Raw genomic sequence first — 13,346 nt, 5'->3', positions numbered from 1 at the left:
CCTCCTGAGACGGGCAGCCTGGCTGCCCGTTTCCTTTCTGCATGGTACACTGCCGCCTTTGCCTTAACTGGAATGTGCCCGTGTCAGATGCTGCTTCGCTTTTCCCCGCCGATTTTCTCTCTTTAATGCGTCAGAGCCTGCCCGATGAGGCCAGCTTCGCGCAGTTCCTCGCCATCAGTCAGCAGCCGCTGCGCCGCACGCTGCGGGTGAATACCCTGAAGATCAGCGTGGCTGACTTCCTGCGTCTCACCGCAGACTATGAGTGGCAGCTTACGCCGGTGCCGTGGTGCGAAGAGGGATTCTGGATCAGCCGGGAAGATGAGAGCCTGCCGCTGGGCAGCGTCGCGGAACACCTCAGCGGCCTGTTCTATATTCAGGAAGCCAGCTCCATGCTGCCGGTCACTGCCCTGTTTGACGCGCAGACCGCGGTCAGCGCCGTGATGGATATGGCGGCGGCACCGGGTTCAAAAACCACCCAGATTGCGGCCAGGATGGGCAATCAGGGTATCATTCTGGCCAATGAGTTCTCCTCCAGCCGGGTGAAAGTCCTGCACGCCAATATTACCCGCTGCGGCGTCACCAACAGTGCGCTGACACATTTCGACGCCCGGGTTTTCGGTCCTGCGCTGCCGGAACAGTTTGACGCCATCCTGCTTGACGCCCCCTGCTCAGGCGAAGGGGTGATGCGGAAAGATCCCGATGCCCTGAGAAACTGGTCGCTGGCCAGTACAGAAGAGATTGCCGCCACCCAGCGCGACCTGCTCGACAGCGCCTTCCATGCCCTTAAACCGGGCGGCACGCTGGTCTACTCGACCTGCACCCTGAATCAGATTGAGAATCAGCAGGTCATCGCCTGGCTGCTGCAGCGTTACCCCGACGCCGTGGAGATCCTGCCGCTCAACGAACTGTTTGCGGGGGCGGAGCAGGCCGCCACGCCAGAGGGTTATCTGCACGTTTTCCCGCAGATGTTCGACAGCGAAGGCTTTTTTGTGGCCCGGTTGCGCAAAACCGCGTCGGTCGATCCGCTGCCTGCACCGGGCTATAAAGTCGGCAAGCTGCCCTTCTCGCACGTCAGCCGCAAGCTGGAGAGCGACATCATTCAGGCCGCCGCCGCCGTCTCACTACGCTGGGACGATTCGCTGGTGCTGTGGCAGCGTGATAAAGAGATCTGGCTGTTCCCGGAGGCCGTCACCCCGCTGCTGGGCAGAGTGCGTTTCTCAAGAATTGGCCTCAAGCTGGCTGAAACCTTCGCGAAAGGCTATCGCTGGCAGCATGAGGCGGTCATCGCGCTGGCGCAACCGGATGCGAAGCACGCCTTCGAACTGACGGCAGCCGAGGCAGAAGAGTGGTATCGCGGGCGGGATATCTATCCGGAAAGCGAACCCGCCGGTAATGAGATGATTGTCACTTATCAGCAGCAGCCGCTGGGGCTGGCAAAGAAAGTCGGCAGCCGTATCAAGAACAGCTACCCCCGCGAGCTGGTGCGGGACGGGCGTCTGTTCCGCTGAAATTACTGCAGCTGAACCATCGTCAGATGATGGCAAAACACCGCACCGGTATCGATATAGTGCAGGTTGGCCACCGTCAGCGGCTCCTTCAGCGGAGTATGACCAAAATAAAAGGCATCTGCCCCGCGGATGCCGCTTTCTGCGCCGGCCTGAAGCCCCTCCAGCCGCTGACGGCTCCAGACCACCTGCTCCCAGTCCAGCGGTTTATCCAGGGCGTACTCCGCGGCGGGGTAATCCGCATGGGCAATCACCACGGTACGCGCCCCCAGCTGTAAATGCACGATCAGCGGCAGATCGCGACAGCGCAGCAGCGCGTGACGCGCCGAAACGATGGCACTGCCGCGCAGCCGCCAGAACCAGTCGCCGCCGTTCATCTGCCAGCGCTGCTTTTCGTGACCCTGTAACGCCAACAGGGCCATCTCCTCATGGTTGCCCTTCACGCTGCGAAACCAGGGCTGCTTCAGCAGCGCCAGGCACCCCAGGCTGTCGGGCCCGCGATCGATGAGGTCACCCACGGCAATCAGCAAGTCCTGCTGCGGATCAAACTGATGCTGCTGTAACCGCGCATCCAGTTCAGCGCGGCAGCCGTGCAGATCGCCCACGACCCAGATATGTCGCCACGCTGACCCCTCGAGAAACTGGTAAGACATTGATCCTCCGCCTGCGTCGCTTAAGCCTCTGCACAGTATAGCCAGATCCGCCTCTGCACCGACACAAGCAACGGCAGCGCAGTGGGAAAGCGGGCAGGCCCCGTGGCAGATCAGGGGCGCGTTTTCGCCGGATACGCCTCCAGCTTCTCCGCCGGACGCACCGGGCGGCGCACCATCTCTCCGCCGCAGTTGGGGCAACGGTGCTGCAGGTGTTCGGCACACTCCGCGCAGAAGGTGCATTCAAATGAGCAGATCCGTGCCGCCAGGGAAGATGGCGGCAGGTCACAGTCACAGCGTTCACAGCGGGGGCGAAGTTCAAGCATGGCGGCACTCCTGTCAGGATGATGCGTCAGCTTCGCGCGTGGCGTCCCGGCTGTCGAGTCAGCGGAGAGACAAAGTCGGGTCAGATCGGGACATTCTGCCTCAAGGGTGCAGACCGCGGCCCGGCTTTAGAGTTGCGTCTTATCCGTGGCGCGGTCGTCCGGCTCTTCCCCGGCTTCTGGCTGCTCTTCAGATTCATCGCTCTCCTCTTCCGGCTCCTGACCGCCCATTGACGCCTGGATCACCTCCTCTTCAAGCGTCGGGTTCAGGGCCGCACCCAGCGGTGAGGTTGCCAGGCTATCAGGCATCACCACATGCGGCAGCGGCACTTCGGTTGTCGGCAACGGACGTGGCGTTCGCACATAGCTCAGCCCGCCCGTCACCAGCGCGCAGACGGCGAAAAAGAGATAGAGCATATTGCTGCCCAGCGGCTGCATCAGCGCCCCTACCACCAGCGGCCCGATGCTGGCACCAATCCCAAACGCCATCAGCAGACAGGCGGTTAACGACACCCGTCGCTCGGCGGCAACCTGATCGTTCGCCAGCGCAACCTGCAGCGGATAGAGCGCGAACTGCATCATACTGGCCACAAAGGCGATGCCTATCATCCAGTGGAAGGTAAGATGCGGCAGCATAATCAGCGGCACGCAGGAGACGGCAAACAGCAGCGCGATGATAAATAACAGCCGCTGACGGTCGTAGCGGTCGGAAAGCCAGCTCAGCGGGAACTGTGAAACCAGACCGGCAAAAATCGTCAGGCTCATAAAGTAGCCGGTCTGACTGGTGGTGAAGCCTTTGCTGCTGCCGTAAACCGGCGCCAGCCCGTAAAACGCCCCGATCACCATGCCGGTTACCAGCGTGGTGCCGAGCAGTTTGGGAATGGTGCGGATAAAGTAGCCCAGCTCCATCGGCGCGGGGGTCATAGGCCTGACATGGGTACGGGTAGTCAGCGCAATCGGCACCAGACAGAGCGCGAAGCAGAGTGCCACGATCAGCAGCGTGCTCACGCCAAAGCCACTCTGCAGGCTCAGCACCACCTGACCGCCGCTCAGCCCCAGATAGGTCGCGACCATATATAAGCCGAAAATCATGCCGCGCTGAGAGGATTCCGCCTGGTCGTTGAGCCAGCTCTCCAGCACCATGTACTGGCACATCATGCAGAGCCCGATGATCAGACGCAGAAACACCCATAGCGGAATAAAGTCGGTCAGCCCGTGGCCAATCACCGAGGCGGTAATGATCCCGGCACAGGCGACATAGGCGCGGATATGGCCGACGCGGGCGATCAGGTTGTGCCCGACTTTGCCTCCAATCACCAGACCAATATAGTTTGCCGCGATGATGGCACCGATAAGTGCCCCGTTCACCTGCTCGCTCGCCAGCCGGAGTGAAACATAGGTGGTCAGCAGACCGGAGCCCAGCAGCATCAGCAGCGTGGTGGTGTAGAGCGGCAGAAACGTACTGAATATTTTTCCCATATGACTCCCTGTCTACACCTTCAGGCATCAGGCCAGTTAAGCCCTAAAGATAGTCGATATCCGTGTCCGGCGCGGCATTGCCTGCCGCTGACGGCAAAAAAAAAGCCCGCCCGCAGTGTGCGGACGGGCCTGGCGTCAGGCGCTCGGGAAACTGATATTGCTGCCCGGTGCCTCACGGTTGAGATGGATGAAGTTCAGGTGCCGCTCGTACTGATCCAGAATGTCGATGATCACCTGCTCTTTGCTGTAGTCCATCAGGTCGTTACCCTGGCTGCCCTCCATCAGGAAGGTTTCCAGCCGGTAGTAAGTCGATTTACCGCTGCGGGCGCGATAGGTAAAGCCCGGAATCGAGTACTGCTGCGGCCAGACCTGATAGATGAAGTCCTGCTCCTCGCCCAGATGCACGCGCAGATCCAGATAGCCGATCGGGTTGGCCGCATCCGGCGCGACGCTCTCCAGCGACACCCGGCCACCCCGCAACTCCAGCTCTTTCGCAACCTCTTCCATCGCCGGATAGATGGTTTTTTCCATCATCTGCTGGGTATAACGCGACCCCGGATAGTTCATCAGCCGCGACAGGCGCTTTTTCCAGGTGCGGCGATCCGTAGCGTGGGCCAGATAGGGCGCGGTGTCACGCGTGGCGCTGGCGCGACGGTGATCTTCAATCTTCAGCGATTTATAGAGCCCCGCCATCACAAAGAAGATCACAAAGCTGAACGGCAGACCCATGATCACGGTGGTGTTCTGCAGGGCCGAGATGCCGTTCGCCATCAGCATACTCAGGGTCAGGACCCCGATCGCTACCGACCAGAAGATACGCAGCCAGTTGGGCGCATCGCTGTTGATGTCTTTGAGACGTGAGGTGAAGTTCCCCAGCACCAGCGATCCGGAGTCGGCAGAGGTGACGTAGAAGAGCATACCGGTGATCGTCGCGACAGAAGCGCTGAGTTTAAAGGCCGGATACTGCGCCAGCAGGCTGTAGAAGCCACGCTCCGCATGATTCATCACCTCCTGAGCGAAGCCCGCATTGCCATGAATAATCTGATAGAGCGCGGCGTTACCAAACACCGACAGCCACAGCAGCGTAAAGGTGAAGGGAATGATCAGGGTGCCGAGCACGAACTCGCGGATGGTACGACCGCGTGAAATACGCGCCAGGAAGAGGCCGACAAAAGGCGACCAGGCCACCCACCATGCCCAGAAGAAGAGCGTCCAGCTGTTCATCCATTGCGTCGGACGATCAAAGGCAAAGGTGTTGAGCGTCATGCCCATAAAGCGGTTGATGTAGTCCCCCACGTTCAGCACCAGCGCATTCAGCAGAAATTCGGTGTTGCCGAAGAAGAGCACGAAGAGGATCAGCCCCAGCGCCATCACCACGTTGAGCTCGGAGAGGATACGGATACCTTTATCCACGCCGGATGTCACCGAAATGGTGGCGATCACCACCGAGAGGATGATCAGCGCGGTCTGCGCGGTCAGTCCTTCCGGGATATCAAACAGCACCTTCAGGCCATAGTTAAGCTGCACCACCCCGATGCCGAGCGTGGTCGCAATACCGAAGATCGTACCCACTACGGCGGCGATATCGACGGTGTGACCAATCGGGCCATTGATGCGTTTGCCGAAGATGGGATAGAGCGCGGAGCGGATGGTCAGCGGCAGGTTATAGCGATAGCTGAAGTAGCCCAGCGCTATCCCCATCAGCGCATACATTGACCAGCCGGTCAGGCCATAGTGAAACAGCGTCCAGACCATCGCCTGACGGGCCGCCTCCAGCGTCTGCCCCGCCCCTTCCGGCGGCTGCATATATTGCGTCACCGGTTCAGCCACCGAGAAGAACATCAGGTCGATCCCGATCCCGGCGGCAAACAGCATGGCGGACCAGCTGAGGATGCTGAATTCCGGTTTGGCGTGCTCCGGCCCCAGCTTGATCGAGCCAAAGCGCGAACAGGCCATGTAGAGCACAAAGACAATGTAGAGCGTGGCAGCCAGCATGTAGTACCAGCCGAAGGTGGCGGAGACCCAGTTAACCGCCTTGAGGATCCAGCTCGCGGCCAGTTCACTGTAGAGAATCGTCACAAGTGAAAACGTCAGAATCAATCCGGCAGAGGTATAAAATACAACGGGATTGAGTCTGTCTTTTTCACCGGCAGGTGGATTATTCATCGATTACCTCTGGTTAATATCCTGAAAATACGCAATGGATAACATTTGCCGCTCACGGGGTTTTCAGGCCGTGCGGCCTCCTATCGTTCTGTTACTTCCTGTTTAAGCGTAACGGCTGACAGTGAGCTTAGCACTCATTGCCGTTTCGCTTACGCTACATTTAAAGAACACTACCCTAACAAAATTTCTTTTTATATTGAACGTGCAATCAAAAAAAGTTTAAATAGGGGTTCAATTTGAGGGCGGAGCCGGAGCGGAGCTATGCCAAAAGTAGGGATGCAGCCGATACGACGTCGGCAACTGATTGATGCGACCCTGAGTACGATTAACGAAGTTGGAATTAATGATGCCACTATCGCCCAGATCGCCCGGCGGGCGGGGGTCTCGACCGGCATCATCAGTCACTACTTCAAAGATAAGAACGGCCTGCTGGAAGCCACAATGCGTGATGTGACGCGGCAGCTGCGCGAAGCGGTTCTGACGCGGTTACGGCCGCTGGCCGATGCCCCGGCTGAACAGCGACTGTGTGCCATCGTTGACGGGAATTTTGATGAAACCCAGGTGCACAGCGCTGCGATGAAAGCCTGGCTCGACTTCTGGTCAAGCAGCATGCATCAGCCCCAGCTCAACCGCCTGGAGCGGGTCAGCAGCCGGCGGCTCTACTCCACCCTGGCGGTGGAGTTCCGGCGTCAGCTGCCGCTGGAAAAAGCGCGTCTTGCCGCGCATGGCCTGGCCGCCCTGATAGATGGTCTGTGGCTGCGCGCAGCGCTGAGCGGTAAGCCTTTTGACCCGGTCATCGCCCGCACACTGACCACCCAGTTCATCCGTCAGCAACTGGCTGGCGAGCACGAATAACGGAAGGAGAAAACATGTCCCGATTCAACGAGCAGAAACTCTACATTGATGGCGCTTATGTGGCCGCAGCGTCTGGCGAAACGTTCCAGACGATCAATCCGGTCAACGGCGACGTACTGGCAGAGGTTCATGCCGCCGGCCAGGAAGATGTCGATCGCGCCGTTGCTGCCGCCAGAAAAGGCCAGAAGGTCTGGGCCGCGATGACCGCGATGGAGCGTTCGCGCATTCTGCGCCGCGCCGTCGATATTCTGCGTCAGCGTAACGATGAGCTGGCAGAGCTGGAGATGCTCGACACCGGTAAACCTTACAGCGAAACCTCCGCTGTCGATATCGTCACCGGTGCAGACGTACTGGAATATTACGCCGGGCTGATCCCCGCCATCGAAGGCCAGCAGATCCCCCTGCGCGACACCTCTTTTGTCTACACCCGCCGCGAACCACTGGGCGTGGTGGCCGGGATTGGCGCCTGGAACTACCCGATTCAGATCGCCCTGTGGAAATCTGCGCCTGCGCTGGCCGCGGGTAACGCGATGATTTTCAAACCGAGTGAAGTGACCCCGCTCACCGCACTGAAACTGGCGGAAATCTACAGCGAAGCGGGCCTGCCGGATGGGGTATTCAATGTGCTGCCAGGCCTTGGCGCAGTTACCGGTCAGCTGCTGACCGAACATCCGGGTATCGACAAAGTCTCCTTCACCGGTGGCATCGTCAGCGGCAAAAAGGTGATGGCCAATGCCGCAGGATCAACCCTGAAAGAGGTCACCATGGAGCTGGGCGGTAAATCTCCGCTGATCGTCTTTGATGATGCCGACCTCGATCTGGCCGCCGACATCGCCATGATGGCGAATTTCTACAGCTCCGGTCAGGTCTGCACCAACGGCACGCGCGTCTTTGTTCCCGCGTCGCTGAAAGCGGCTTTCGAGGAAAAAATCAGCGAGCGCGTTGCCCGCATCAGGGCTGGCGATCTGCGCGACCCGGCCACCAATTTTGGTCCGCTGGTCAGCTTCACTCATCGCGACAACGTGATGCGTTACATCGAATCGGGCATCGCTGAAGGCGCACGTGTGCTGTGCGGCGGCAAACGCCTGACCGGCGGCGACTTCGATCAGGGGGCCTGGGTGGCACCCACTGTCTTCACCGACTGCCGTGATGAGATGAAGATTGTGCGTGAAGAGATCTTCGGACCGGTGATGTCGATCCTGAGCTATGACAGCGAAGAGGAAGTGATCCGCCGTGCCAATGACACCGAATATGGCCTGGCTGCCGGAGTAGTGACGCAGGATCTCAACCGTGCGCACCGCGTCATCCACCAGATTGAAGCCGGCATCTGCTGGATCAATACCTGGGGTGAATCGGCCGCAGAGATGCCGGTCGGAGGCTACAAGCACTCCGGTATTGGCCGTGAGAATGGCCTGATGACCTTACAGAGTTACACCCAGGTGAAGTCAGTGCAGGTTGAGCTGACGCGTTTTCAGTCAGTCTTTTAATCACCCTTAACCTGAGGAACGATGAATGGAATTTGATTACATTATTATCGGCGCCGGATCCGCAGGAAACGTTCTGGCTACCCGTCTGACCGAAGAGAGCAACGTCAGCGTCCTGCTGCTGGAAGCGGGCGGCCCGGATTATCGTTTTGATTTCCGCACCCAGATGCCTGCCGCCCTCGCCTATCCGTTACAGGGCAAACGCTACAACTGGGCCTATGAAACGGAACCTGAGCCTTACATGAACAATCGCCGCATGGAGTGTGGCCGTGGTAAAGGCCTGGGCGGCTCGTCGCTGATAAACGGGATGTGTTACATCCGTGGTAACGCCATGGATCTCGATAACTGGGCCAGCGCGCCAGGGTTAGAGGACTGGAGTTATCTGGACTGCCTGCCCTACTACCGCAAAGCGGAGACCCGCGATATCGGTCCGAACGATTTCCACGGCGGTGACGGCCCGGTCTGCGTCGCAACGCCAAAAGCGGGCAACAACGTGCTGTTTGAAGCGATGATTGAGGCGGGCGTGCAGGCGGGCTATCCGCGCACGGATGACCTCAATGGCTATCAGCAGGAAGGATTTGGTCCGATGGACCGCACTGTGACGCCGCAGGGACGCCGCTCCAGCACCGCGCGCGGCTATCTCGATCAGGCTAAAGGCCGCGCCAACCTGAAGATCATTACGCATGCCACCACCGACCGTATCCTGTTTGACGGTAAGCGTGCGGTGGGCGTGGAGTTTCTGCAGGGCGACAGCAACACCCTGAACAAAGCGACCGCACGCCGTGAAGTACTGCTCTGTGCCGGGGCTATCGCCTCGCCGCAGATCCTGCAACGCTCCGGCGTCGGTTCGCCCGAACTGCTGAAGCAGTTTGATATTCCGCTGGTTCACGACCTGCCAGGCGTGGGTGAAAACCTGCAGGACCATCTGGAGATGTATCTGCAGTATGAGTGTAAAGAACCGGTCTCCCTCTATCCGGCGCTGAAGTGGTGGAATCAGCCTAAAATCGGTGCCGAGTGGATGTTCAATGGCACCGGTGTCGGCGCCAGTAACCAGTTTGAAGCCGGTGGCTTTATCCGCAGCCGTGAAGAGTTCAGCTGGCCGAACATTCAGTATCACTTCCTGCCGGTGGCGATTAACTACAACGGTTCCAATGCCGTTGATGCCCACGGCTTCCAGTGTCACGTCGGTTCGATGCGTTCGCCCAGCCGCGGTCATGTGCGCCTGAAATCACGCGATCCGCGCCGCCATCCGGCCATTCTGTTTAACTACATGTCGCATGAGCAGGACTGGCATGAATTCCGCGATGCGATTCGCATCACCCGCGAGATCATCAACCAGCCCGCGCTGGATAAGTATCGCGGCCGCGAAATCAGCCCGGGCATTGAATGTCAGACGGATGAGGAGCTGGACGAGTTCGTGCGTAACCACGGCGAAACCGCTTATCACCCGTGCGGCACCTGTAAAATGGGCAACGACCCGATGGCGGTCGTCGATGGCGAAGGCCGGGTGCATGGCCTGCAGGGATTACGCGTTGTGGATGCGTCCATCATGCCGCTGATCATCACCGGTAACCTGAATGCCACCACCATTATGATCGGTGAGAAGATTGCCGATAAGATCCGTGGACGCGAGCCGCTGCCGCGCAGCACCGCAGCCTACTACGTGGCCGGAGAGGCGCCTGTGCGCACCACCCCACAGCGCAGCGACTAAATCGTGACAGTGTCACTTTAAACCTCGCCGGGCATCTTATTGCCCGGCTTTTTTTATTCCCCACCCCATTCCACACATTGTTTTCCGTTAACCTGCATCTGCAAATCATCAAACCTTAATCAAAATCAAACAAAGCAGCATCTGCTGTTGATTTCACGATATGCCGGATGCTATAAATCCTGCGTGTAGATAACCGGAGGCACTTTCCGTCCACTGATGAGAAGCAACAATGTGGATGCGTTGTAAACTTTATGCGCAAACTTTTTGTGTTTTATTCCCTGATTTCCCCTGCTTTCCTTTCCGCCCGGAACGTCGCTGATAAGCACTGGCGTAACGCCCTGTAGTCCCCTTCCGCTTCGATATGGTTCTGAGTCTGCGCGCAATCGCGCGTGGCAGGTCGTCATTTATTCGTTGCTGGAGATCCCCATGTACGCCTGGGTTTTATTATCACTTGCTATCGTGACTGAAATAATCGGTACGCTGTTTATGAAATGGTCCAGCCTCAGCGGCAGCCAGTATGGCTACCTGATGATGCTGGCTATGATTGCCTGTTCTTATATTCTGCTGAGTTTCGCCATCAAACATATCGCCCTGGGCGTGGCTTATGCCCTGTGGGAAGGTATCGGCATCCTGCTGATTACGCTGTTCAGCGTGCAGCTGTTTGGCGAGTCGCTGTCACCGCTGAAAATTGGCGGCCTGATGACACTAATTGCTGGAATCGTCCTGATCAAAACCGGCACCGAATCATCAGCGGAGGTTAACCATGGTCATCACTGATTTTGTCCATGCGGCCTGGCTGGCACTCGCCATCCTGCTGGAGATTGCCGCCAATATATTCCTTAAATATTCTGATGGATTCAAAAAACGTCTATTCGGGCTGCTTTCGCTCTGCTGTGTGCTACTCGCGTTCAGCGCGCTTGCTCAGGCGGTGAAAGGGATCGACCTGTCGATAGCCTATGCGGTCTGGGGTGGCTTTGGCATTATCGCCACCGTCGCTGCGGGCTGGGTACTGTTTGGTCAGCGACTGAACCGCAAAGGCTGGGCTGGCCTGAGCCTGCTGCTGGCCGGTATGCTCCTGTTAAAACTGGCCTGACAGAGGTCCCGGGCTGTAATAATGGTTAAGGGTGTGCGGCTGCGCGCCCTTAACTTTCTGTGCGTTTTTACCCTTTTCAAGTTGATTTTTTCAGCATTCTCTTCTTCAGATTCCTCTTACTTTTGTAAAGGGCCGTTTACATATCTGTTGCCTTGAGGCTTAGTGAGCGCCGAAGGTCGGATAAAAACGAGGAAGAGTTATGTCTGCAACACGAGGTTGGTCAACTGAGCTTGAGGGATTACGCGGCATCGCCTCTCTCTGGGTACTGGTAGGTCATATCAGCCTGCTGATTCACTGCCATATCACACTGATTTCATCCCCTGGCATCGGTGTCGATCTGTTTATTCTGCTTTCGGGCTACCTGATGGCGAAAAACTATGTCGAGCGACAGCAGAAAGAGCCATGGCAAAGCGCCGCAACGATCAAAAAGTTCTGGATCCGTCGCTTTTTCCGCATCGCGCCGCTCTACTATCTGCTGTTAATCATCGCCCTGATTTACGGGCCGTGGTTTGGCGAGATGCGTGACACCATCGCGCATTTCTACTCCGGCACGGCAACCGAGTCGTCACGTTACACCGACCAGTCGCTGGCAAATGTGCTGACCCACTTCAGTTTCCTGTTCGGCATGCTGCCCGAGTACGGCTTTAACACCGTACTGCCTGACTGGAGCATCGGACTGGAGATGCAGTTCTATCTGCTGTTCCCGTTCATCATGCTGGTGACGATGCGGTTTGGCTATGCCGCCTCCCTGATCGCTATCATGGTGCTCTGCTGCGCCGGACGCTATCTGCTGGCCGATTATTATGAGGCATTTGAGATGCCTTCGATGATTCTGATCAAGCTGAACATGTTCCTGTCGGGCATGCTGCTGGCAGAAGCCATCCGCCGCAAATCGCTGCTTTACGTCGCCTTTGCGCTGCTGGGACCGGTTGCCAGCGTGGCAATGGGTCTGGGGTTCATCAAGCTGCAGGTGATTATGGAAGCGCTGATGATCGTCGGTATGACAGCCATTCTCTGGCAGTATCCACAGGGCAGCCGGATGGCGCAGCTGATTGCTCTGCCGCGTAAGCTGCTGAACAACCGTCTCAGCACCTGGCTGGGCGACGTCTCGTTCTCGGTCTACCTGCTGCACCTGCTGATTGTCATTCCATTGATCGCGCTGCTGCTGAATCACACGGATATCGAATTCAAAAGCGATCTGACGCGCTTTCTGATTGTCTGCGTCTCTGCCATCCCGGTGACCTATGCGCTGGCGTCGCTGCTCTACAAATATGTTGAGAAGCCCGGCATCCGCATGGGTAAACGCGTTCTGGCCCCGAAGCTGGCTGACCAGACCAGCTGAGTGACAGATGGATTCAGAAGCCCCGTTCGCGGGGCTTTTTTATGGCCTGCGATGTCGCGACCAGCAGGGAACCACGTCTTACGCCCTGCACTCCTGCCGGAGTGAACTACACTTTCCCGGTCAGCAATCCGACGGAGAGGAAAATCTATGCGCATTCAGCATCTGTTGTTGTCCAGCGACGGTGGCGCGTTAATCATTGAAGCCGATCAACTTGAAAGTGAGCTGGTGATCCCGCCCCATCTGCAGACCGCCACCGGCGGCGAAGCGGACAGCGATACCGGCCACCGCGTTGCGGTGACCCGGCACTACTGCAAAGGACGTTACTACGCTGTCGCCCTCGATCGTCATGCGGCCAGTAACGAGATCGATGATGTGATCGACCTGCTCCATCCCGCACCGCTGGATTAAACCCTGTCATCAGCCCTGACAAGCGCGGCAGCACGCTGTTCGCCATGCCGGACAGCACGCGACCGATTGCCCGCTCTTAACGCGTTATAGCATCAGAAGGAGAAGCATCATGCAGAAGAAAAAGTGGTTTGTGTCTTACGTCATTAAGCCGGAAGGTGAACATCATGTCACCACGCACGCCTTTATCGAAGGGGATGATGTGGAAGAGGCGCTGGAACAGTTTATGTTCGAAACGAAAAAAAGTCTGTCACTGGACACGGAAGAGCTCACGCTGCTTTCGGTCAGTCTGGTGTAACCCGGTATTCCGCCTCACAGGTGTGGGCTGGGGGT

At 58.0% G+C, this 13,346-nt stretch carries 13 protein-coding genes; 9 read left to right on the top strand and 4 right to left on the bottom strand.

Features of this window, described 5'->3' with window-relative positions:
- Window positions 1-41 precede the first annotated feature (41 nt).
- The gene (gene rsmF / locus OJ965_RS10560; protein ID WP_420874792.1) at window positions 42-1,508 is read left to right on the top strand and encodes a 16S rRNA (cytosine(1407)-C(5))-methyltransferase RsmF; all 1,467 of its coding nucleotides are present in this window, start codon (window positions 42-44) and stop codon (window positions 1,506-1,508) included.
- Window positions 1,509-1,510: 2 nt separating this feature from the next.
- Here rsmF and OJ965_RS10555 read toward each other — a convergent pair whose 3' ends face one another.
- The 4 genes from OJ965_RS10555 to OJ965_RS10540 form a co-directional block, all read right to left on the bottom strand.
- The gene (locus tag OJ965_RS10555; protein ID WP_265139172.1) at window positions 1,511-2,158 is read right to left on the bottom strand and encodes a metallophosphoesterase; all 648 of its coding nucleotides are present in this window, start codon (window positions 2,156-2,158) and stop codon (window positions 1,511-1,513) included.
- 110 nt (window positions 2,159-2,268) lie between these two features.
- Window positions 2,269-2,481 (bottom strand): DUF1272 domain-containing protein, encoded by a 213-nt coding sequence (locus tag OJ965_RS10550; RefSeq protein ID WP_167430751.1) that lies wholly within the window; start codon window positions 2,479-2,481, stop codon window positions 2,269-2,271.
- A 126-nt stretch (window positions 2,482-2,607) separates the two neighbouring features.
- Window positions 2,608-3,957 carry an MFS transporter gene (locus tag OJ965_RS10545; RefSeq protein WP_150041118.1) on the bottom strand — a complete coding sequence of 450 codons (1,350 nt, stop codon included), beginning with the start codon at window positions 3,955-3,957 and terminating at the stop codon, window positions 2,608-2,610.
- Between the two features lie 135 nt (window positions 3,958-4,092).
- Window positions 4,093-6,123, bottom strand: a complete 2,031-nt coding sequence (locus OJ965_RS10540; protein WP_009089785.1) for a choline transporter — start codon at window positions 6,121-6,123, stop codon at window positions 4,093-4,095.
- 261 nt (window positions 6,124-6,384) lie between these two features.
- On the opposite strand from OJ965_RS10540, the gene betI reads away from it, so the two are divergent.
- The 8 genes from betI to OJ965_RS10500 all read left to right on the top strand — a co-directional run bounded on the left by betI (window position 6,385) and on the right by OJ965_RS10500 (window position 13,311).
- Window positions 6,385-6,978, top strand: coding sequence for a transcriptional regulator BetI (gene betI / locus OJ965_RS10535; protein WP_009089782.1), 594 nt, complete (start codon window positions 6,385-6,387; stop codon window positions 6,976-6,978).
- Window positions 6,979-6,992: 14 nt separating this feature from the next.
- A complete protein-coding gene (gene betB, locus OJ965_RS10530; protein ID WP_265139166.1) occupies window positions 6,993-8,465 on the top strand; it encodes a betaine-aldehyde dehydrogenase in 1,473 nt (490 codons plus the stop codon).
- A gap of 25 nt (window positions 8,466-8,490) precedes the next feature.
- Window positions 8,491-10,173 carry a choline dehydrogenase gene (betA, locus tag OJ965_RS10525; protein ID WP_009089779.1) on the top strand — a complete coding sequence of 561 codons (1,683 nt, stop codon included), beginning with the start codon at window positions 8,491-8,493 and terminating at the stop codon, window positions 10,171-10,173.
- A gap of 426 nt (window positions 10,174-10,599) precedes the next feature.
- On the top strand, window positions 10,600-10,950 hold the full coding sequence (mdtJ, locus tag OJ965_RS10520; RefSeq protein WP_009089777.1) for a multidrug/spermidine efflux SMR transporter subunit MdtJ: 351 nt from the start codon (window positions 10,600-10,602) through the stop codon (window positions 10,948-10,950).
- Window positions 10,937-11,266 (top strand): multidrug/spermidine efflux SMR transporter subunit MdtI, encoded by a 330-nt coding sequence (mdtI, locus tag OJ965_RS10515; RefSeq protein WP_009089775.1) that lies wholly within the window; start codon window positions 10,937-10,939, stop codon window positions 11,264-11,266. Before mdtJ ends, mdtI begins: the two co-directional genes overlap by 14 nt.
- Window positions 11,267-11,465: 199 nt before the next feature.
- Entirely contained in the window at window positions 11,466-12,608 is a 1,143-nt protein-coding gene (locus OJ965_RS10510) for an acyltransferase family protein (protein WP_150029498.1), read from the top strand.
- 147 nt (window positions 12,609-12,755) lie between these two features.
- On the top strand, window positions 12,756-13,016 hold the full coding sequence (locus tag OJ965_RS10505; RefSeq protein WP_009089772.1) for a hypothetical protein: 261 nt from the start codon (window positions 12,756-12,758) through the stop codon (window positions 13,014-13,016).
- 109 nt (window positions 13,017-13,125) lie between these two features.
- Entirely contained in the window at window positions 13,126-13,311 is a 186-nt protein-coding gene (locus OJ965_RS10500; protein ID WP_009089771.1) for a hypothetical protein, read from the top strand.
- The last annotated feature ends 35 nt before the right edge of the window (window positions 13,312-13,346 follow it).

Origin of the sequence: Pantoea anthophila, from assembly GCF_026104315.1 — a bacterium.
GTDB lineage: Bacteria > Pseudomonadota > Gammaproteobacteria > Enterobacterales > Enterobacteriaceae > Pantoea > Pantoea anthophila.
Note: the sequence above shows the minus strand (reverse complement) of the source record. Positions and strands in the feature narration are given on the sequence as shown.